Source organism: Salinivibrio sp. SS3, assembly GCF_001722105.1.
GTDB lineage: Bacteria > Pseudomonadota > Gammaproteobacteria > Enterobacterales > Vibrionaceae > Salinivibrio > Salinivibrio kushneri.
The window spans coordinates 24,401-45,662 of record NZ_MEBQ01000045.1; the positions used below are offsets into that span (position 1 = coordinate 24,401).

Here is a 21,262-nt window from a genome sequence, read left to right on the forward strand (position 1 = left end):
GCATGAAGAAGACATTGATCGCACTGGGTAGCGCCATTTGCTTAATGGTTTCTAGCCTTAGTTCTGTGGCGCAGGCCAGTGAGCCGGTTGATCAATCCAACCCTTATCAGCTGATTGAGCAAGTTGCGGACAACACGTTTAGTCGCTTGCGTAAAGATCGCACCTTATTCCGCGCCGATCCGGACTTGCTGCGAGATGTGGTGAAAGACGAGTTGCTGCCTTATATCCATACCCGGTATGCGGCATCGTTGGTGTTAGGGGCGCAGTATTATCGCAAAGCGACACCGGCGCAGCGTGATGCCTTTACCGAGGCCTTCACTGAATACATGATTGCTTCTTATGCCCAAATCCTGCTCGAATATGATGACCAGGCCGTCGAGGTACAAAAAGATCAGCCGATTGCCCCGGACGATAAAATTGTCAAAGTGCGGGTGGACATTACCGACCCATCACGACCGCCAATTCGCCTTGATTTTAGCTTACGTAAAAATTCTCGGACAGGAAATTGGCAAGCCTATGACGTCACCGCTGAGGGGGTGAGTATGATCCAGTCTAAGCAGTCGGAGTGGAAAGCGCCGCTACGTCGTGATGGCATTGATTCGGTCATCGAACAATTAAAAACCTTGGCAGAGCGCCCCATCCGTCGCGAAGACAAGCAAAAACAGGACGCCTCATGAGCATCCGCTTAACCGCCGGGGAGGGGCAACAGTATCACTTGTCAGGGCGATTAGATCGTGACACAGTGCCTGACTTTTGGCGTCAACGTGACCAGTGGCTCCCCGCCGACACCGCCTTTAGCCTGGATTTAAGCGCGTTGTCACGCGTCGATTCCGCCGGTATGGCGATGTTGCTACACCTTGATAAGCAACTACGTAGCCAGGGGCAACAGGTGCGTTATCAAGGGGTGCCCGAGCAACTTAAGCTGTTGTTAACGCTGAGTAATTTAGACACATTTTTTGACGATGCTGAGCATCAAGAAGGGGTTTAAACGTGGAAGCAAGCGAAGTTAAAGCCATTTTAGAGGCCGCTTTTTCGGAAAAGGCTTTGTCAGTGGACGAGCTGCACGTCAAAGGCGATGGCAGCCACTTTGAAGTGATTGCTGTGGCAGAGCTGTTTGACGGGATGTCACGTGTGAAAAAGCAACAAACGATCTATGGTCCGCTAACGGACCACATTGCGCGTAATGATATTCATGCGGTCAGCATTAAAGCGATGACACCAGCTGAGTGGGCACGCGATAAAAAGCTGATGCAGTTGTAAGAGGGTCTGATGCAAAAGTTTCGAGTGACGGGCAATGGCCCGCTAAAAGGTGAAGTGGCCATTTCCGGCGCGAAAAATGCCGCCCTCCCGATTTTATTTGCTTCATTACTCGCTGAAGAGCCGGTCGAGGTGGCGAATGTCCCTAAACTGCGTGACATAGATACCACCATGGCTCTGTTATCTCGCCTGGGTGCCAAGGTGAGCCGCAACGGCTCTGTCCATGTGGATGCCAGTGACATCACCGAGCTGTGTGCGCCGTATGATTTAGTCAAAACCATGCGCGCGTCTATTTGGGCGCTTGGGCCATTGGTAGCACGCTTTGGTAAAGGCGAAGTGTCATTGCCAGGCGGCTGCGCCATCGGTGCCCGCCCGGTCGACTTGCACATCAATGGCCTTGAGCAGCTGGGTGCCACTATTACCTTGGATGAAGGCTATGTGCGTGCGACCGTGGATGGCCGCTTGCAAGGGGCGCATATTGTGATGGACAAAGTCAGCGTCGGCGCGACGGTCACCATCATGAGTGCGGCCACTCTGGCTGACGGCACCACAGTGATTGAAAACGCGGCGCGTGAGCCAGAAATCGTGGATACTGCCAAGTTCCTCAACATGCTGGGTGCCAAGGTATCAGGTGCAGGCACGGATCGGATTGAAATTGAGGGGGTAGAACGCCTCGGCGGCGGCAAGCACTCAGTGGTGGCCGATCGGATTGAAACCGGCACCTTCTTGGTGGCCGCGGCTGTGTCTGGCGGTCATATTATTTGTCGCCATACTTCGCCCGAGTTACTCGAAGCGGTATTGCACAAGCTCGAAGAGGCGGGAGCGAAGGTCGTCACCGGTGATGATTTTATCGAACTCGATATGACCGACCGCGAGCTAAAAGCGGTGAATGTACGCACCGCACCGCATCCCGGGTTTCCGACTGATATGCAAGCCCAGTTTAGCCTGCTTAATCTGGTGGCCAAGGGCACGGGCATTATCACCGAAACCATCTTTGAAAACCGTTTTATGCATGTGCCTGAACTGCAGCGCATGGGCGCTCATGCAGAAATTGAGGGCAATACCGTGATCTGTGGTGACACCGACAGCTTAAGCGGGGCGCAAGTGATGGCGACCGATTTGCGCGCCTCGGCGAGCCTCGTGATTGCGGGTTGTATCGCCAAGGGCGAGACCATTGTCGATCGCATTTATCATATCGATAGAGGCTATGAGCGTATCGAGGATAAACTTCAAGCCTTGGGCGCGAAAATAGAGCGGATTGACGCGGCGTAACCTCGTCTGCACTCGACACACAAACGCCAGCACCCAGCTGGCGTTTTTGATGGCGTGAAGTGATAAGCGCAGAGACCGACAGCGTTAGCGGCGCTGCCTTTCATCGCCCACCTTGACCGGCAGTGTCAGGGTCTCACCATCACGAATAAGGGTCACATCTAGCGTGGAGCCTGGGCGCGTATCGGTGACCATATCCATGGCACTGCGCGCGCCACGTACCGCTTGCCCATCAATCTTAATAATTAAATCTTGCGGTTTGATGCCGGCTTTATCGGCAGGACCTCCTTGGTCAACTCCAGACACCATCACTCCTCGTTGCTGCTCGGCATCCAGCAGGCGCGCCATTACCGGATTCACATCACGACCATCAATCCCGATATAGCCCCGAATGACACGGCCATCGGCAATCAGTTTATTCATGATTTTTTCAGTCAACCCGTAGGGAATAGCAAAGGAGATGCCATAGGTTTCCAAATCGGTGGCTTGCTGGAATGAGGCGGTATTAATGCCCACCAATTCGCCGCGGCTGTTGACCAAAGCGCCGCCAGAGTTCCCTCGGTTGATCGCGGCATCGGTTTGTAAAAAGTCTTGGCGGCCATAAAAGCTCATCCCGGTACGCCCGGTCGCGGAAATAATGCCATAAGTGGTGGTTTGGCCGAGGTTATAGGGGTTACCAATTGCGAGCACCGTATCGCCCACCGCGGGCTGATAGCGCTCGTTGACCGGGATCACGGGTAAGTTATCGGCTTGTACTTTGATCACCGCTAAGTCGGTGCGCTGGTCTTTACCCACCATCTGGGCGGTGAAAATACGGCCATCTTGCAACGCCACAATCACCTGATCGGCCTCGGCGACCACGTGATAGTTAGTGACAATATAGCCCTTAGCGCTCATGATCACCCCAGAGCCTAACCCCTGAGTGTTGAGGGCTAATCGTTCGTTACCGGTGTAGTTGCGGGTGTAAATATTGACCACTGCCGGCGACGCGCGCTTAACCGCGTAATTGAACGACACCAGCTCCACGGGATCGTCCTCGATGCTGTCTGCCATTGAAAAGCCGGATAGCAGACCCGAGCGTAAGTCTGGCACCGCTACCAACAATAAAGCAGCCGTCACCAAGCCAATAATCACAGAGCGAATCAATAACGCCAGCATAAATAATGCCATCCTCAAGCAACTTAACGCGGAGCTAGAGAATAGCATTGTCAGCGAGGGTTGGGGAAATCATCACCGCGGTCTGACCAAAAAAATGCCTGCCGAGAAGGCAGGCATCAATCGATGAACGCTAGGCCTGTTCGCGGACTAGCGGATCACCAGGTACAAGGAGCTGTTGTCGCGGACGATATTGAGCGCCAGCACACTGGGTTTGTCTTCCAGCAGTTTGCGCAGATCGCCTAAGTTCTCAACCTTGTGACGATTAAGACCGACAATCACATCCCCTTCACGCAGCCCATAGCGTGCGGCGAGTGAACCTTCTTCAATCGCCGTCACTTCTACCCCAGCGGGCTCGGTGTCGTGGTTTTTCAGCTCAGCACCGGTGAGGGCTTTGTGTAAGTTGTCGGCCTTGGTTTGCGTTTGGCTAGCCTCTTTAAGGGTGGTGTCCATTTCTAGGTTTTCACCGTCGCGGATAACCCCCAAGGTCACTGGCTTGCCCGCGCCCAAGGTGGCAATTTTAGCGCGTAGCTCGCCAAAGCTGCGGATGCTCTTGCCATTAACCGAGACGATGATGTCCCCGGCTTCCAAGCCTGCCTCTTCTGCTGCAGATTCAGGCATGACTTGGCTGACAAAGGCACCGTGTTTTGTGGCAAGGCCAAAGGCATCGGCCAGCTCCGATGTTAGCTCGCGACCGGTTACCCCCAGCATACCGCGGCGCACTGAGCCGTATTCGATAATTTGGTCGACCAGGCTTTTCGCCATATTGACTGGAATCGCAAAACCAATCCCGACGTTACCGCCATTTGGGCCTAAAATAGCGGTGTTGATCCCCATTAGCTCGCCATTAAGGTTAACCAGGGCACCGCCCGAGTTACCACTGTTGATCGCCGCATCGGTTTGAATAAAGTTCTCAAAGTTTTCCAAATTCAAACCACTGCGCCCTAGTGCAGAGATGATCCCCGAAGTAACGGTTTGCCCAAGCCCAAACGGGTTACCAATCGCCACGGCAAAATCGCCCACGCGCAGTTCGTCGGAGTTCGCGAGCGGAATTTGGGTCAGGTTATCGGCACCTTCTTCGAGCTGAAGAAGGGCGATGTCAGACATTTCGTCGCTGCCAATCAAGGTGGCATCGTACTCGCGTCCGTCTTTGAGCTGCACGCGAATTTGGTCGGCATCATCAATCACATGGTGGTTGGTGACAATATAGCCCTTATCCGCGTCGACAATCACCCCTGAGCCGAGCCCGCGAAATGGGCGCTCTTGGGCTTGTTCTGGCGGTATGTTGGGGCCGAAGAAAAAACGAAAGGCTTCTGGAATACGCTGCTTGGCGACTTTATTGCCTTCAACGGCAATGCTCACCACCGCAGGAGACACCTTCTCTAGCATGGGCGCTAAGCTGGGCATCGCCTCACCGTTAACGGTTTGCGGCAAGGCTGCGTGGCTCGGGAGAGGGGAAAAAGCCGCGCCAAGAGTCAGCGCGGCGATACTCATCGCTAGTAAAGACTTCTTCATCATAGACTCACACTCCGATTGTCGAGGTATGAAGTGAGAGTGGGGGCTATCTGAAAAAGTTCAATCCTCCATCAACTTGTCGCGCGTGACCCTTCGCCGCTTTTGAGCAGTCCAGAGGCGCTGCCTGAGTAGTCTCTTGGCGGCTCACTGGTTGTCTCGGCTTTCACTTCAGTGATTTTACCCAGCCGCTTGGCAAACGGATTATCCTGATCGGGCAAGTTGGGCATCAAATCAGTCGAGGTCTTTGCCATGTGTTGATAGAGCTTGTTGTAATCTTTGGAAAGGGTATCGAGCAGCTCCGCGCTTTGGGCAAAATGATCAACCAGTTCTTGGCGATATTGCTCCAGCTCGTAACGTGACTTTTCTAGCTCCCTTTTCATGTTTTTTTGTTGTTTGAGATCGCGTGTCGTCATGCGGGCAATGAAGAAGCCTACCGCGATACCGATGACGAGAAAGATCAGGCTATTAATCCAGGCCATAACTGCTCCTTGTAGTCACAAGTTGACTGTCCACAGATACCACTGGCGGGTCAGTCAAGACAAGTAAAATCACTTGCCTACCTAATAATATCGTACATTCCCCAATAGCTCAGCAAGGGGGATTCGCTTACTATACACGTCGATGCGTCCTTGCGGTACTGGCAGCGGACGGATTGTAGGTTGGGGCGAGTCCTCTCCGGTTTGGCGGATATGTTACGTTTTGTATCGGGCGTGTTACTATGCGTGCGAGGCGATAATCAATGAGGCTTTCACGGAATGACGCCACTCGAGCATTATAATAACGATCTGACCCACAACGATTTTATTGAAGATCCCGCGCAGCGTATGGCAGTAGAGAAACTCGATGATCTCTACCATCGCTTAGTTGCCAACCCCATTGTTCCCGCCACGCCGGAAAAGCGCAGCTGGCTGCCTTGGCGTAAGCGCGAGCCGGCTTCTGTGACCCCTGTAAAAGGCTTATATTTCTGGGGCGGGGTGGGGCGCGGCAAAACCTACCTAATGGATACGTTTTTCCACGCTTTGCCGTTCGAAAACAAGATGCGGATGCATTTTCACCGCTTTATGCATCGCGTGCACCAAGAGCTGAAAACCTTGGATGGCGAGGTTGACCCTTTGCCTCAAATTGCCGACAAGTTCGCCCAAGAAACCCGAGTACTGTGCTTTGATGAGTTTTTTGTCTCTGACATTACCGACGCGATGATCTTGGGGACGTTAATGGAAGCCTTGTTTGCGCGTGGCATTACCTTGGTGGCCACCTCTAACATTGTGCCGGATGAGCTTTACTGGAATGGGCTACAACGTGCCCGTTTCTTGCCTGCGATCGCCTTGATTAACCAGCATTGTGACGTGGTCAATGTCGACTCAGGCGTCGATTACCGCTTACGCACGCTGGAGCAAGCCGAGATCTTTCACCACCCTTTAGGTGATGCTGCGACCGCGCAAATGCACGCGTATTTTAAGAAGCTCAATGGCGAGGGCGGGTTGAAGCAGGATGTGATCGAGGTGAACCATCGACCGCTGCACACCATCGAAAACGGTGATGGGGTGGTGCATTTTGATTTTGCTGAGCTGTGCCAATCAGCACGTAGCCAGAGTGACTATATGGAGCTGGCACGCCTTTATCATACCGTGTTGGTTGCTGATATGCCTCAGCTGACTGGCTTGCAAGACGACGCTGCACGGCGCTTTATTGCCTTGGTGGATGAGTTTTATGAGCGCAGCGTGAAGCTAATTATTTCGGCGGCGGTACCCATGGATAGCCTCTATCAAGGCGAGCGGTTGGCGTTTGAATTTCAGCGCTGCCAATCACGCCTTATTGAGATGCAAAGCCATGACTACCTCGCCTTGCCGCACTTGCCCTAAATAGGATAAAAAGCGGGGCGCAAGCGTTCTGATGGTGCGTGTCCCGCCCTACAGTGGCGTGCAGTAGCCAAACAATCACCAACTGAAAAAATCCATCGAATTTTTTCGCCAAAAGGAGGTGATTTTTTCTCCACTCTTCCCTATAATCTCGCGACCCACCGTTACTGTTGAAAGGCTTAGGCCGAGTGTACCACCACTCGAAGGGGTGATGTATGGGCGCTTAACAGTGGGAGCTTAGGCTCCTGAAGTGAAACTTATTAATCGGGTAATCATTAGCATGAAAACTTTCGTTGCTAAACCAGAAACTGTAAAACGCGACTGGTTCGTTGTAGACGCTGAAGGCAAAACGCTGGGCCGTCTGGCCACTGAAATTGCAACGCGTCTGCGTGGCAAGCACAAGCCAGAATACACTCCTCACGTTGACACCGGTGACTACATCGTTGTTATCAACGCTGAGAAAGTGGCTGTTACTGGCCGCAAAAAGTCTGACAAGATGTACTACAGCCACACTGGCTACATTGGTGGCATCAAGTCAATCAGCTTTGAAAAACTGATCGCGGAAAAACCTGAACTGGTTATTGAAAAAGCCGTTAAAGGTATGTTGCCACGCGGTCCTCTAGGTCGTGCTATGTACCGTAAACTGAAAGTTTACGCAGGTTCTGAGCACAAGCACGCGGCACAACAACCGCAAGTACTAGACATCTAAGAGGAATAAAGCAATGGCAGAACAATACTACGGCACCGGCCGTCGCAAAAGCTCCGCAGCGCGTGTCTTTATCAAGCCAGGCAGCGGTAACATCGAGATCAACAAGCGTTCTCTCGACACTTACTTCGGTCGCGAAACCGCTCGCATGGTCGTTCGTCAGCCGCTTGAGCTGGTAGAAATGACCGAGAAGCTAGACCTGTACATCACCGTTTCTGGTGGTGGTATCTCTGGTCAAGCTGGCGCAATCCGTCACGGCATTACTCGTGCCCTGATGGAGTATGACGAGTCACTACGTCCTGCGCTACGTGCAGCTGGCTTTGTTACGCGTGACGCTCGTCGCGTTGAGCGTAAAAAAATTGGCCTACGCAAAGCACGTCGCAGCCCGCAGTTCTCGAAGCGTTAATCGACGTTTCAGTCAGATTTGCTGCAAAAAGCCTGGTGGCAACGCCAGGCTTTTTTTATTCATCAATTTAACCAGCATTCTCGCGTGTAATACTCATTTATTTCCTTTCAAAACAGTGTATAAGCACTCACTTTCCAACATTTTTATTACCCTTTCCTCAATTCTGTGCACACCGCTCACATTTGTTACAAAAAGGTAGCTTTATCTTGTCAAAAAGTAGGGTTTTCTCTATCATCTAGCCGACGTAATAGCAGCTAAGATTTAATCGAACTGATCCCAGTCAGCCGTTATTACATATTCGTTTTTAAGTAAGCCGTACGCTCCATGGACGCAAAGGACACAATAAAAATCCAAGCGGGAGCACATGGGAGAATGTTGGATGAGCAATGCGCCAGTGAATACCGGCCGACGCCGTTTCCTGACTGCGACGACGTCAGTTGTTGGCGGTTTAGGGGCCGTAGCAGTTGCCGTACCTTTTATTAAGTCTTGGAACCCAAGCGCGAAAGCCAAAGCGGCGGGCGCGCCTGTCGAAGTCGATATCAGCAAGCTACAAGACGGACAAATGATCCGTGTTGAGTGGCGAGGAAAACCTGTATGGATCGTGCGTCGCAGTGATGCGGTCGTCGAAGAGCTGTCTAGCTTCGAGGACCAGCTTCGTGATCCCGGTTCGGCACAGCCGCAACAGCCAGAATACGCAGCCAACCAGACCCGCTCTATTAAACCTGAAATTTTTGTCGCGGTTGGTATCTGTACCCACCTAGGTTGCTCGCCAACCTATCTGCCTGACAGCTTCAGTGAGCAAGTGAGTGGGGTGAAAGCCGGGTTCTTCTGCCCGTGTCATGGTTCTAAATTTGACATGGCAGGACGCGTATTCCAAGGCGTACCTGCACCACTGAACCTGGTCGTTCCACCTTACATGTACTTGGACGACAAACGGGTACTCGTGGGACAAGATGAGGGGACTGCGTAATGGAAAACTTGCTGAACTGGGTTGAGAAACGCATTCCAGCGATGAATGCGTATCGCAAACACATGACTGAGTACCCCATGCCGAAGAACTTCAACTTCTGGTATATGTTTGGTGTGCTCGCAATGCTGGTTCTGGTTAACCAAATTCTGACTGGGATTTGGCTAACGATGAACTACGTACCGTCAGCGGAAGGCGCGTTTGCGTCTGTTGAATACATCATGCGTGATGTGGAGTACGGTTGGCTCCTCCGATATATGCACTCCACTGGGGCCTCGGCCTTCTTTGTGGTGGTCTACCTGCATATGTTCCGCGGCCTCATTTACGGCTCCTACCAAAAGCCACGTGAGCTGTTATGGCTATTTGGTATGCTGATCTTCCTGGTGCTGATGGCTGAAGCCTTTATGGGCTATCTGCTGCCATGGGGGCAAATGTCGTACTGGGGGGCACAGGTCATCATCTCCTTGTTCGGGGCTATCCCAGTTATTGGTGATGATTTGACGCTATGGATCCGTGGCGACTACGTTGTCTCTGGCGCGACCTTGAACCGTTTCTTTGCGCTTCACGTGGTTGCACTACCGATTGTGCTCTTGCTGCTCGTGGCGTTGCACGTACTTGCACTGCACGAAGTGGGCTCCAATAACCCGGATGGTATTGACACTAAACTGCCGAAAGGTGAGGCGGACGACGATGGTCAGCAGTCACAGTTCAAGTTCCACCCTGACTACACCAAGAAATATAAGATCATTGATTCGATTCCTTTCCACCCTTACGGGACAGTGAAAGATTTGATTGGTGTGGGTGTGTTCGGCATCTTGTTTGCCTACGTGATTTTCTTTAATCCCGAAATGGGCGGCTATTTCCTTGAGCCACCCAACTTTGAAGCGGCTAACCCGCTGAAGACCCCTGAGCACATTGCCCCTGTTTGGTACTTCACGCCGTTCTACGCGATTTTGCGTGCGATCCCAGACAAGCTAATTGGTGTGATTGCCATGGGCGCGTCGATTGTGATGCTGTTCATCCTGCCGTGGCTTGACCGCTGCCGTGTGCGCTCATACCGCTACCGCAGCAAGCTGCACTTGGCGAACATCGTCCAATTTGTGATTGCCTTTATTGCTCTGGGTATTCTGGGTGCGTTGCCAGCAACCCCAACCTACACCTTGCTGGCGCAGATCTTCAGCTTCTGTTACTTCATGTTCTTCGTGCTGTTGTTCTTCTACAGCAAAAATGAGGCAACAAAACCGCTACCAGAGAGGGTGACATTCAAATGAGAAAATGGATTGTAATCTTGTGCGCGCTGTTGCCCTCTTTGGCGATGGCCGCCGGTGGTAATGTCCACTTGGACGAAGCCAACAATGATTTGACGGACAAAACCTCATTGCAACGTGGCGCCAAACTGTTCATGAACTACTGTTTTGGTTGCCATGCTACGCAGTATCAGCGTTATCAGCGTGTGGCCGAAGATCTCAATATTCCTAAAGACTTGATGGAAGACAACCTGATTGTCGATAAGAATGCCGATTACGGCGAGTTGATGAAAAACGCCATGACGCAAGAGGCGGGCGCGCAGTACTTTGGTGCACCGGCACCTGATCTAACCTTGGTGGCACGTGTACGTGGCGTGGATTGGCTATATACCTATTTACGTTCGTTCTACGTCGACCCATCTCGCCCATTTGGCGTGAACAACACCGTGTTCCCGAACGTGGGTATGCCACACGTGCTTGAAGAGCTTCAAGGCACACCCCGTAAAGTGTACGAAACACGTATGGTGGACGGTGAGCCGGTGGAAGAGTTTGTTGGCCTTAAATCTGACGGCAATGGCGAACTCAGTGCCAGTGAGTACGATAATGCGGTGCGCGATCTGGTTAACTTCCTTGAATATTCAGGGGAACCTGTGAAGCTAGAGCGCCAGCAGTTAGGCTGGTGGGTGATTGGTTTCTTCGTGGTATTCTTGATTTTGGCGTACTTCCTCAAGAAAGAATATTGGCGCGATGTGCACTGATCGGTTAATCTAGTGTGTTGCTAATCCGCAATGGGGACTTTAGGTCCCCATTGCTTTCTATTGATATTGAACATCCTGGAGGGGTTGATGGCTGTTGCTGCCAATAAACGCTCGGTGATGACGTTATTCTCTGACGCATCTGATCTCTATAGTCATCAGGTACGCATCGTCCTCGCAGAGAAAGGTGTCAGTGTAGAAATCGAGCTGGTGGATCCGAATAATCTGCCAGAAGACCTGGTTGACTTAAATCCTTATAACTCTGTTCCAACCTTGGTAGACCGTGAGTTAGCGTTATATAACGCGGATATCATCATGGAATACTTGGATGAGCGTTTCCCTCACCCGCCATTGATGCCGGTATACCCTGTTGCTCGTGCACAAAGCCGTTTGATGATGTATCGCATCAAGCGCAACTGGTATACCTTGGTTGACCAAATTATGGAAGGCAGTGCTGACGACGCTGATAAAGCGCGTAAGCAGCTGCGTGAAGAGCTTCTGGCGCTGGCACCGGTATTCGCCGAAGATCCATACTTTTTAAGCGAAGAGTTTAGCCTGGTAGATTGCTATTTAGCGCCGCTGCTGTGGCGTTTGCCTGCGCTAGGCATTGAGCTAACTGGCCCAGGTGCGAAGCAAGTAAAAGATTACATGACGCGTCTGTTTGAGCGTGATTCGTTTCTCGCCTCACTGACAGAAGCTGAACGTGAAATGCGACTAACAGGTCAATAATGTCTACATCAGAATTTGCGATGACACCACGCCGCCCGTATTTAGTGCGTGCGTTTTACGACTGGTTATTAGATAACGATCTCACCCCCCACATGGTGGTGGACGCGACCTTGCCGGGCGTACAAGTGCCGTTTGACTACGTTAAAGACGGGCAAATTGTCCTCAATATCGCCCCGCGCGCGGTCGGTAACTTGGAACTGAGCAACGAGCACGTGTGTTTTAACGCGCGCTTTGGCGGCAAGCCCCAGCAAGTGCTGGTGCCTATGGCGGCGGTGCTCGCCATCTACGCACGTGAAAATGGCGCGGGCACCATGTTTGATATGGAGCCAGCCTACGCCCACGCTGATGATGAGGAGATGTTTGAACAAACCGCCCCATCCAGCGAGGGAGAAGACGACGAAGAGCCGTCTTTAGTATCAGTCGACAGCGTTGACGATCCTGAGGCGCTGCCGCAAGCCGATGACGAAGACGACACGCCGGCCACGCCAAACAAAAAAGGCAAGCCGACGCTCACCGTGGTGAAATAACCGCATCGCACGTTCTCCTTGAAGGTGAGACACAAAAAACCAGCACGCATGTGCTGGTTTTTTTATGCCTAGGCGCTGTGTCCGCCGCACAGATGGTGAAGATAAGGCGCCTCACGACGCCTTTATCCGCTGCGGGGGTATCAGTGACGCTCAGTCATGATTTCGCGTGAGAATACTTTCTCACAGTATTTGCAGCGCAGCTTCACATCATCTGCTTCACTTAGCACGCGGAATGAGCTATCGACCGCTGGCTCACCGTGGGTAATACAGTTAGAGTTTGGGCAGCGGAATACGCCTTGAATCACTTCCGGCAAGGTCAGTGGCAGCTTGGCCACTACTTGATAGTCTTCGATTTGATTCACGGTCGCCTGTGGTGCATACAGTGCGAGTTGACTGGCCTGATCTTCGCTGATCACCACATTCTCGATTTTGATCAGATCTTTGCTGCCCAACGCCGACGAGGGCAGGTTCAGACCAATGGTGATCCGCTGATCGCTGCCGTGCATTTGAAACAGGTTTAAGATCTTAAAGCCAATATGCGCCGGGATATGATCGATCACTGTGCCGTGACAGATGGCTTCAACTTGTAGTTTGTTATCCGTGCTCATTGTGCAACTCCTTCAACCTGTTCGTTTAACACCAGTGCCAGCAGGGCTTCTCGGGCATAGACGCCGTTCTCGGCTTGCTCAAAGTAATAGGCGTGTGGGGTTTTATCGACATCCACGGTAATTTCATCCACGCGTGGCAGCGGATGCATCACCTTCATGTTGGGTTTGGCATCACGCAACATGGCCGCATTTAAAATGAACGCCGCTTTAATATGCGCGTATTCTGATTCATCAAATCGCTCTTTTTGCACTCGTGTCATATACAACACATCCAGCTCAGGCACCACATCGGTGATGCTACTGTGAAGGCTATACGGGTGGCCCGCGGCAGTCAGCTCATCAAGCAGATGCTCAGGCATCGCCAGCGCATCTGGGGCGATATAGAAAAAGCGGTTCCCCTCGAACTTTGACAAGGCTTGCGTCAGCGAATGCACGGTACGGCCATACTTCAGATCGCCCACCATGGCAATATTGAGATTATCGAGCCGGCCTTGGGTTTCGTAAATTGAGAACAGATCGAGTAGGGTTTGGGTTGGATGCTGGTTAGCACCATCACCGCCGTTGACTACCGGCACACCTTCAGAGAACTCCGAGGCCAACCGCGCGGCACCTTCTTTTGGATGGCGCATTACAAAGCCATCGACATACGAGGAAATCACCCGGACTGAGTCGGCCAAGGTTTCGCCTTTTTTGCCTGACGAGGTATTGCCGCCGTCGGGGAAGCCGATCACCGAGCCGCCCAGGCGCTGAATCGCGGTTTCAAACGACAAGCGTGTACGCGTCGACGCCTCAAAAAAGCAGCTGGCAATCACTTTATTTTTTAATAGCGTCGGGTTAGGGCGCGCTTTTAGCTCGCCCGCCGTGGCGACGATTAACGCCAGCTCGTCGCGGCTGAGCTCGGGAATGGAAATAATATGTTTGTTATAAAGCGTATTGGCCATAACGCGAGTCCCTTTCTTTGCAGTGTGCTACAGGCAAAAAAAAACCTCCGAAACGGAGGTTTTTACGATCACGACCAATGCGGATACCGTCCCGCAATGGGGCGGATAAATCGCTGTTTGTAGGTGGAATAACCAACATAACGTCTGGCCGTGTAATGAAATCTGGCCGAATTATACGCCCCTATTTATGTCGTGCAAGCAAAAGTGCAATCGTTTACGTGCTTGCGTTGACGAGTGTGGCAACCATCACAGCCTTGATGGTATGCAGTCGGTTCTCTGCCTGATCAAAGACGATCGACTGCTCAGATTCGAACACCGCGTCGGTCACTTCCAGCCCATTGAGCCCGTATTGATCGGCAATTTGTTTTCCTACGCCAGTCTCATCGTTATGAAAGGCAGGCAAACAGTGCATAAACTTAGCATGTGGGTTTGCGGTGACGGCCATTAAGCTTGGATTCACCTGATAAGGGATGAGATCAGCCACGCGCTGCGCCCAGGCCGATTCGGGTTCACCCATCGACACCCAGATATCGGTATACACAAAGTCACAACCGTTCACCGCTGCGGTGTCTTCGGTTAAGGTGAGCGTTGCGCCAGTATTGGCGGCGATATCTTGGCAGGTCGCGATCAAATCGGCCTCAGGCCAATAGGCTTTAGGGCCAATCAGGCGCAGATCCATCCCCATTTTCGCCGCGCCGACCAATAGCGAATTACCCATGTTATTGCGCGCATCCCCCACATACGCAAACGCGATTTGATTAAGCGGCTTGTCACTGTGCTCTTGCATGGTGAGCAGATCAGCCAACACTTGGGTGGGGTGAAAATCATCGGTTAAGCCATTCCACACCGGAACCCCGGCATGCGCGGCGAGCGTCTCGACCACTTCTTGGCCAAAGCCACGGTATTGAATGCCATCATACATTCTCCCTAACACCCGCGCGGTGTCTTTCATGGTTTCCTTGTGGCCAATCTGGGTGCCGCTAGGGCCGAGGTAACTGACCTGCGCACCTTGATCAAACGCCGCCACCTCAAAGGCACAGCGGGTACGGGTCGAGGTTTTCTCAAAAATTAGCGCAATGTTTTTGCCCGTTAGCTGTGGGGTTTCCTCTCCGCGGGCTTTGGCCGCTTTTAGTGCAGCGGCATCATCAATCAGATCGTAGATTTGCTGAGGTGATAAGTCGAGTAAGGTGAGCAGTGATTGCTGGTAGAGGTCGCTTTTCATATCTATCCCTAAATAACGCGCCAAATTGAATATTAAGTCGATATTTGTGTTTAGTTATTCTTTGATGGTAAAGCGCGTGCCAGCAAGATGCAAGCGACAAAACCGAGCGTAAAGGCCATCAATTAACCATCAACACACCGTCTTGATGGTTTTATGACCGCGAAAGAGGGATTTAATCAAGCGCTGACAATGCTGATAAGTTGGCGACAAACTAGACAATCCTTTTACCGCCTTATAGCAAGAGAATGACAGGGCCGCGCGATGAGTGCGAGATAGTGTTCATGTCCTCAAGGGCAAACGACAATACTAGGAAGGAGAAGATGATGAAAACACAAAACAAAGCACTGACTCTTAGCGCACTCATGATGATGGTTGGTCTCGCCGGTCCCGCGATGGCCAACGAAGCCAGCCAACCGCAAGGCGACCAGCCCGTGGTAACCTGCCCAGACGGCGGCACGGATTGTGACACGCAGCCAATGCCAGAAGACGACAACAGCACCTGGCCGGCGGAAGACAGCCAAGACCCCGCTATGCAATAAGGCGGTAACCTCCTAAGCAAGCAAAGCGTGAGTGCCGCCACATTGGCGGCGCTTGTTTATCGTGCCACACGCTAAGTGCTCAAAAAGCATACTGAATTCGCCCCCCTTACAGCTAGACACCCTGTGAGCCTTCCCCTATAATCCCATTCCATTCGGCCCCTTAGCTCAGTGGTTAGAGCAGTCGACTCATAATCGATTGGTCCCCAGTTCAAGTCTGGGAGGGGCCACCAAATTCTAGAAGGTTAGTAAGCGTAGTGTTTACTAACCTTTTTTTACCTGACGATTTTGGATCAGGTAATGGGTCAGGTAAGCCCCGATCACGCACTCTTCTCTGTCTCCTCCCAGTACTAATCCGAATACTGCGCTGTTGCCAAATGTGTCCTTTTGGCGAATAAATCTCTCCCATAGAGCACAAAGATGGATTGAACTCGCAAACCAATCATAAGTAACTTAAATTGCACTTATAGATAATTTCTTCTACAGTCACTACAAAAGTGATTTATAGTGAACTTATGTGGTGAGGCTAACTCGATAGTGACAAAAGTACATTAAAAGGCACTTATGAAAAAAGGTAAGAGTGTAAAGGCACAACCTATGCCTGATTTGAATACCGAGTTCAGTATGAAAACGCTGGGGAGCGCTATTCGCTCAAAGCGCACCGATAGAGGCTGGCGTATTGATGATCTCGCTTCAAAAGCCAATTTATCTCGCAGAACTGTCATGAAGGTAGAAAAAGGCGATACCAGTGTCACCTTTGCCAATGTACTTGTCCTCATGGACATCTTAGGGCTGTCTTTACGCCTTATCGATCTAAACCTATTTGCTCGTCCACATAGCCAAATAACCTCCCAGGCTAAAAACAGCGTGATAAGCAGTGAGGACGGTTGGTATGAGTAAGTTACAACAGTTAGACGTGTTTATCGGTACGAATACCAAAATTGGTCGTTTGATTCTCCCCGTCGGAACAGAAACAGAGTTCTCATTCATCTATGAAGATGAATGGAAACACACGGGGTTCCCGATTTCACCACACATCCCTTTCGTTGATCAGGCTTCGCCACGCAGTATCGAGAACTATCTCAGAAATCTCCTTCCTGAAGGAGAAGCCTTTGAGGAGATGATACAAAACACCACTATCTCCAAAAGCAACACGTTCGGGCTGATTCGTAAGCTTGGTGCAGAAACATCTGGTGCATTATCTTTTCGAGTGCCAGGTTCGGAGCCTCAAGAAACCAGCTTTAGACCTGTACCTAATGAGGAGTTGGTAGACCGATTAGAGCGTAACTTCGCGCCATTGGTTTATTGGGACGGTAAGGTTCGCCTTTCGGTTGCAGGTGTGCAAAATAAGTTAAACGTACTTAAGCGCGGCGATGAATGGGGGTTTGGGGAAGGCAAATTAAGTTCAAACTACATTCTGAAGTTTGAAAGCGGTAAAGCACCGTGCATTGCTGTTAATGAGTTCTTCTGCATGACATTAGCCAAGCTAGCTGGTTTGGACGTCGCTAATGTTGAGTTAACTCGCATTGGGAAGACGAGGACACTGAGCATAGAGCGGTTCGATCGAGCCTATATCGCGACTCGTGATGTCGTTCAACGAAAGCATGTGATTGATGGTTGTCAGGCAACTGACTTACCGCCAGGCTACAAATACGAGCGTCAGAATGGGGATGAAGGCGATGGCGTGTATATGCGTGATGGCGTTTCTTTCCCGCGTCTACTGAGCGTCAAAACCATAGACACGGTAACCACCAATCTAAAACTTACCCAATGGATGCTCTTTAATCTCGCAACGCTAAACTATGACGCTCATGGTAAAAATATTAGCTTCTTCGTCACCCCTAAAGGCCTAGAGCTGACCCCTTTTTATGACTTAGTGAACATAGAAGCCATTGCTCAAGAGGGAGCAAAGCGCAATTCGCGAAGCGGTAAGTTGTCTGCTGATGAGGGGCGGGCCGCCAGTATCCCTCAATATTTTGCAATGTCGATTGGCGATTGGGAAAGTGAAGGCTTTCAAAGTCCGCCGAAAGGCAACTTCCAACGTCCAATCACCAGCTATGATTTAGCCGAGTTCGCTGCTCTGCTCGGTTATTCAGGCACCAAAATGGCTTCCATAATGGTAGAAACCGTTGGTGCTATAAAAAATGCCCTGAAGGAAGCGGTTGAGCTTACCGATGCTCAAGGAATAGATGATGGAGAGCGTGAACACATAGAGCTATGTGTGTCACTCATCCAAACAGAGTGTGCATACTTGCTAACGCAAGCCGACGGTGTGCCAGAAATGAGCAAGCTTCTTTAATGGCGAATGCAGAGTAACCAAACTCGACAAGTGCGGCCTGATGATTTTGTCACGATCTCTGGTGATGGCTTAAGTTCCGTATGCATTCCCACGCGGGAGCGTGGGAACGAGTAAAGCATTCTGTATTCAAAAATCCTGAATATCGCGTAGGTCGGCATAAGCGCCTTCTCGATCGCGCAAGCTTGGTGTGATTTCCGCCGCGCGCCATCCGACATTAAAGCCAAAGATTAACTTCGATGTTAAATTTGGCGCCAAACGTGACAGGCGCCCAGGTGGCATAATGCATCATAGTTGGCATCTTGCAGGGGCTTGTGTCACCTACGCCAATGGCACCATCGATGTATAGATTTTGTCATTGTTTTAGCTGCCCCAAATTGGCCACGGTGTTAGAGCGTGTAAGAACAGAGATCCGTTCAGCAGAATCAAAGCAACCAAATTCGACAAGTACGATTCGATAGTTTTGTCACGACTACTGTTCAGGTTTCGAGTTTCGTATGCATTCCCACGCGGGAGCGTGGGAACGAGCAGAATTTACCAATCCAGTGTGATGCCCACTCTCATCCCTCTCCTCTCTAACAGCACTATAACGCGCATAAAAGTGTTGGTTCATACACTTTTATGCGCGTAAAAATGTTTTATCTTGCATTTTGTTGCGCGTTTTTGTGTAATAAACAACCAATCAGATGAGCGCTTAAACTGAGGTGGTTAGATGAAGCGAGCACTACTTGAAAACCTCCTTGCTTGGAAAGACAAGCCGAATAGGAAGCCTTTACTGATTGACGGTGCGAGACAAACGGGCAAAACCTTCCTATTGCAAGAACTGTTAGGCGCCACCTTCGACAAGGTCGTCAGACTCGATTTTCTCGAAAGCCCGGAGTTAATGGACGCTTTCTCAGGATCTCTTAACCCCGACGACATCATCACCAACATTGAACTCCTAACCGGACAGAACGTTGAGCTATCAACCGATCTTCTTATTTTAGATGAAATTGGTGAATGCCCAAGAGCGGTTACCGCGCTTAAGTACTTTGCAGAAAAGGCGCCTAATGCCTATGTGGCTGCCAGTGGCTCAAACATCGGATTGCTCACCTCCTTTCCCGTTGGAAAAGTTGAGCAGCACTACTTAAGGCCACTGACTTTCCGGGAGTTTTTGTGGGCCTCGGGAGAACAAGCACTGCAAAAAGCGTTTGCTCAAAAGCTGAATTCTTCTGCGGCTCATTCCAAGTTAATCGAGCTGCTAACCGATTATTACTTCGTTGGCGGCATGCCTGAAGCCGTGAACTCGTGGTTCGAAGACGCAGAGCGCAGCATTCTTGAACGCATTGATGCCGTCTCTGCAGTCCATCGAAACTTAATCGAGGGCTACATGCGGGATTTCGGGAAGTACGCTGGCAAAGTGGATGCGCAGTTAATCGAGTCTGTCTTTCGAAGCATTCCTGCTCAGCTATCTTCGGTCTACGACGACTCCGTAAAGCGGTTCAAATTTAAGGGCGTTCACGAACGCAAGTCCCGCTATGCGGAATATGAAAGTGCGATCACATGGCTTCACAAGTGTCGGCTTGCGTTAAAGAATTATCCGATTGAAGGACGGCCTCGTTCGCCTTTAGCGGCTTACCAGAAGGACAATACGGTTAAACTATTCCTCTTTGATGTCGGGGTATTAAACCATATGCTCGGCACCGGGTACCGTGAAATTAAACAGCAAGGCTATGAATACAAGGGATATGTCGCCGAGAACTATGTTCAGCAGGAAACCGCTGCATTAGGTATTGAGCCAAGCTTTTCTTGGGGGGATGCAAGAGCGGAGATAGAGTTCATCATCGCGGATGACCTAGGTCGTATCGTGCCTGTCGAAGTGAAGAGCGGTAAGCGAACCCGTGCAAAATCATTGCAGTCTTACATCGACAAGTGCAAGCCCCACAAGACGATCAAACTTACAGGCACGCAAGGCTCGCCAGCAACCGAGCAAGAGCATGTCGTGATGCCACTTTATTATACTGAGTACTTACTTGATCATCTGAGCGATCGAGACCACGGCTAGGTGAGTCAACTCCGACACAAGAAACGCAGCCCCACGGCTGCGTCATGGCTTTCTATCTCCAGTCCATCATTATTCTGTCGGTTCGATGGTCAGTGGCTCCCAGGTGGCGGTGGTGTTGCCGCCGGCGCTGGGGTGGTCGCGGTATTCGCGGTCTTTGAGGAGGGTGTAGTACACGTCCACAAAGTCATCATCGTTGGTGAGCCAGCCGTCGGGGATGGCTTCGATGATTTTGCCGGTGATTTGCGTGATCACGCCATAGGCTTGCACTTCTAAATCTGGGATTGCCGCCAGGATGTCGTTCGCCACTTCGTTAAGTTTCAGCGCCAGCTCTTTGTAGTTGGTGCCGTCGTCTTGCTCCATTAAGATCACGTCTGCCGCGCCCCAACGATAGCGGTCCCAGTGGATCATCACCTGGTTGGGGTGATAGGTGGTTTTGTCGTAATCCAAATAAGGCATATCGACAATATCGAGCGTGGGTTCGTCGCGGCTAGGGTTGACGCCGGTGACAATCGCATACACTTCTGCCGCGCCGGAGATCCACGGTTCTTTGTCATCTTCAAGGCGAATAGTTTTTAGCACCGTGGTATCAATCGGCTCCGCGGGCTCTTGTGCCATCATGCGCGCACTTCGGCGCATCCGTGGGGCAGGGTTCTGCTCGGCCAAGGTGCGACGCATCACTTCTAGGCCAGCTTTAAGAGACGCCTTACCATTGGTATCCACCACCAATACCGGGCGGTCTGGCATTTGATAGACGTCTAGCCAATGGGTGTTGCCTTTGATATCAAATGCTTCGATTTGGGTCCAGGTCTTTTCATCGCCTGCCGGTTCAAAAGCAAACAAAGGCGCTTGGCCGGCCTGCCAGCGCGCCAGCATACTGGGGTCGGCTAAGCGTACTTCGAGCAGTTGGTCGGCGACGTCTTCGACGCCTTGCGCTTCACGCAACGCACGGTCAGCGCTGTGTAGCTGAGTATCCAGGCTGCGTTTGCTGCGTGAGCTGCGCGCTTCAGGCTTTGTCAGTGCCGACAAGGGGGCATTTAAGCCATAACTATTAATGTTGCGCTGTAGCGTTGGGGCGATTTGCGCATAGTCTCGGCTAAGCTGTTTGGCGGTGTCGCGCTTGACTGTGACCACTCGGTTGTCTGCATTGCCGGCAAAAGCGGGGGTAAAAGTGTGGGTAAAGCCGACTAATAGCAGCGAAATCAGTATTTTCTTATTCATCGCAT

Annotated in this window: 23 protein-coding genes and 1 tRNA gene; 17 read left to right on the forward strand and 7 right to left on the reverse strand. The window is 51.3% G+C overall.

The features are described 5' to 3' along the window. Window positions 1–2: 2 nt before the first annotated feature. The 4 genes from mlaC to murA are packed head-to-tail and all read left to right on the forward strand — an operon-like array spanning window position 3 to window position 2,529. Window positions 3–677: a phospholipid-binding protein MlaC gene (gene mlaC / locus BGL48_RS14410; protein WP_069363314.1), complete on the forward strand. Its 675-nt coding sequence runs from the start codon at window positions 3–5 to the stop codon at window positions 675–677. After that, window positions 674–988 (forward strand): STAS domain-containing protein, encoded by a 315-nt coding sequence (locus BGL48_RS14415; protein ID WP_069363315.1) that lies wholly within the window; start codon window positions 674–676, stop codon window positions 986–988. Before mlaC ends, BGL48_RS14415 begins: the two co-directional genes overlap by 4 nt. A 2-nt stretch (window positions 989–990) precedes the next feature. Continuing rightward, on the forward strand, window positions 991–1,260 hold the full coding sequence (gene ibaG / locus BGL48_RS14420) for a BolA family iron metabolism protein IbaG (protein WP_069363316.1): 270 nt from the start codon (window positions 991–993) through the stop codon (window positions 1,258–1,260). Window positions 1,261–1,269: 9 nt separating this feature from the next. After that, on the forward strand, window positions 1,270–2,529 hold the full coding sequence (murA, locus tag BGL48_RS14425) for a UDP-N-acetylglucosamine 1-carboxyvinyltransferase (protein ID WP_069363317.1): 1,260 nt from the start codon (window positions 1,270–1,272) through the stop codon (window positions 2,527–2,529). Window positions 2,530–2,613: 84 nt separating this feature from the next. On the opposite strand, the gene degS is transcribed toward murA, so the two are convergent. The 3 genes from degS to zapG all read right to left on the reverse strand — a co-directional run bounded on the left by degS (window position 2,614) and on the right by zapG (window position 5,675). After that, entirely contained in the window at window positions 2,614–3,684 is a 1,071-nt protein-coding gene (gene degS / locus BGL48_RS14430) for an outer membrane-stress sensor serine endopeptidase DegS (protein ID WP_069363318.1), read from the reverse strand. A gap of 147 nt (window positions 3,685–3,831) precedes the next feature. Next, window positions 3,832–5,196: a Do family serine endopeptidase gene (locus BGL48_RS14435; RefSeq protein ID WP_106407507.1), complete on the reverse strand. Its 1,365-nt coding sequence runs from the start codon at window positions 5,194–5,196 to the stop codon at window positions 3,832–3,834. 71 nt (window positions 5,197–5,267) lie between these two features. Further along, the gene (zapG, locus tag BGL48_RS14440; RefSeq protein ID WP_069363320.1) at window positions 5,268–5,675 is read right to left on the reverse strand and encodes a Z-ring associated protein ZapG; all 408 of its coding nucleotides are present in this window, start codon (window positions 5,673–5,675) and stop codon (window positions 5,268–5,270) included. Between the two features lie 276 nt (window positions 5,676–5,951). Between zapG and zapE the strand changes: the two genes are divergently transcribed. The 8 genes from zapE to sspB all read left to right on the forward strand — a co-directional run bounded on the left by zapE (window position 5,952) and on the right by sspB (window position 12,392). After that, on the forward strand, window positions 5,952–7,058 hold the full coding sequence (zapE, locus tag BGL48_RS14445) for a cell division protein ZapE (RefSeq protein WP_069363321.1): 1,107 nt from the start codon (window positions 5,952–5,954) through the stop codon (window positions 7,056–7,058). Between the two features lie 277 nt (window positions 7,059–7,335). Next, complete coding sequence (rplM, locus tag BGL48_RS14450; protein ID WP_046073927.1) at window positions 7,336–7,764, forward strand: 50S ribosomal protein L13; 429 nt, start codon at window positions 7,336–7,338, stop codon at window positions 7,762–7,764. Window positions 7,765–7,777: 13 nt separating this feature from the next. Next, the gene (rpsI, locus tag BGL48_RS14455) at window positions 7,778–8,167 is read left to right on the forward strand and encodes a 30S ribosomal protein S9 (RefSeq protein ID WP_069363322.1); all 390 of its coding nucleotides are present in this window, start codon (window positions 7,778–7,780) and stop codon (window positions 8,165–8,167) included. 379 nt (window positions 8,168–8,546) lie between these two features. Beyond that, entirely contained in the window at window positions 8,547–9,137 is a 591-nt protein-coding gene (gene petA, locus BGL48_RS14460) for a ubiquinol-cytochrome c reductase iron-sulfur subunit (protein ID WP_046073929.1), read from the forward strand. Next, complete coding sequence (locus BGL48_RS14465) at window positions 9,137–10,405, forward strand: cytochrome b (protein WP_069363323.1); 1,269 nt, start codon at window positions 9,137–9,139, stop codon at window positions 10,403–10,405. The genes petA and BGL48_RS14465 overlap by 1 nt, the downstream gene beginning before the upstream one ends. Further along, window positions 10,402–11,139, forward strand: coding sequence for a cytochrome c1 (locus tag BGL48_RS14470; RefSeq protein WP_069363324.1), 738 nt, complete (start codon window positions 10,402–10,404; stop codon window positions 11,137–11,139). Before BGL48_RS14465 ends, BGL48_RS14470 begins: the two co-directional genes overlap by 4 nt. Before the next feature lie 87 nt (window positions 11,140–11,226). Then, window positions 11,227–11,865, forward strand: a complete 639-nt coding sequence (sspA, locus tag BGL48_RS14475) for a stringent starvation protein SspA (protein ID WP_046073932.1) — start codon at window positions 11,227–11,229, stop codon at window positions 11,863–11,865. After that, window positions 11,865–12,392 (forward strand): ClpXP protease specificity-enhancing factor, encoded by a 528-nt coding sequence (sspB, locus tag BGL48_RS14480; RefSeq protein ID WP_069363325.1) that lies wholly within the window; start codon window positions 11,865–11,867, stop codon window positions 12,390–12,392. Before sspA ends, sspB begins: the two co-directional genes overlap by 1 nt. A 140-nt stretch (window positions 12,393–12,532) precedes the next feature. Here sspB and pyrI read toward each other — a convergent pair whose 3' ends face one another. From pyrI to argF, 3 genes are all read right to left on the reverse strand, one after another. After that, complete coding sequence (pyrI, locus tag BGL48_RS14485; RefSeq protein ID WP_069363326.1) at window positions 12,533–13,000, reverse strand: aspartate carbamoyltransferase regulatory subunit; 468 nt, start codon at window positions 12,998–13,000, stop codon at window positions 12,533–12,535. Continuing rightward, a complete protein-coding gene (pyrB, locus tag BGL48_RS14490; RefSeq protein ID WP_069363327.1) occupies window positions 12,997–13,941 on the reverse strand; it encodes an aspartate carbamoyltransferase in 945 nt (314 codons plus the stop codon). Before pyrB ends, pyrI begins: the two co-directional genes overlap by 4 nt. A 214-nt stretch (window positions 13,942–14,155) precedes the next feature. Next, window positions 14,156–15,163 (reverse strand): ornithine carbamoyltransferase, encoded by a 1,008-nt coding sequence (gene argF, locus BGL48_RS14495; protein WP_069363328.1) that lies wholly within the window; start codon window positions 15,161–15,163, stop codon window positions 14,156–14,158. Window positions 15,164–15,483: 320 nt separating this feature from the next. Between argF and BGL48_RS14500 the strand changes: the two genes are divergently transcribed. From BGL48_RS14500 to BGL48_RS14520, 5 genes are all read left to right on the forward strand, one after another. Continuing rightward, on the forward strand, window positions 15,484–15,702 hold the full coding sequence (locus BGL48_RS14500) for a hypothetical protein (protein WP_131825349.1): 219 nt from the start codon (window positions 15,484–15,486) through the stop codon (window positions 15,700–15,702). 154 nt (window positions 15,703–15,856) lie between these two features. Beyond that, window positions 15,857–15,932, forward strand: a tRNA-Ile gene (locus tag BGL48_RS14505). 331 nt (window positions 15,933–16,263) lie between these two features. Next, window positions 16,264–16,599 carry a helix-turn-helix domain-containing protein gene (locus BGL48_RS14510; RefSeq protein ID WP_069363329.1) on the forward strand — a complete coding sequence of 112 codons (336 nt, stop codon included), beginning with the start codon at window positions 16,264–16,266 and terminating at the stop codon, window positions 16,597–16,599. Then, window positions 16,592–17,998: a HipA domain-containing protein gene (locus BGL48_RS14515; RefSeq protein WP_069363330.1), complete on the forward strand. Its 1,407-nt coding sequence runs from the start codon at window positions 16,592–16,594 to the stop codon at window positions 17,996–17,998. The genes BGL48_RS14510 and BGL48_RS14515 overlap by 8 nt, the downstream gene beginning before the upstream one ends. Window positions 17,999–18,707: 709 nt before the next feature. Further along, window positions 18,708–20,039, forward strand: a complete 1,332-nt coding sequence (locus BGL48_RS14520; RefSeq protein WP_069363331.1) for an ATP-binding protein — start codon at window positions 18,708–18,710, stop codon at window positions 20,037–20,039. A gap of 69 nt (window positions 20,040–20,108) precedes the next feature. Here BGL48_RS14520 and BGL48_RS14525 read toward each other — a convergent pair whose 3' ends face one another. Beyond that, a complete protein-coding gene (locus BGL48_RS14525; RefSeq protein ID WP_069363332.1) occupies window positions 20,109–21,257 on the reverse strand; it encodes a DUF3103 family protein in 1,149 nt (382 codons plus the stop codon). Window positions 21,258–21,262 lie beyond the last annotated feature (5 nt).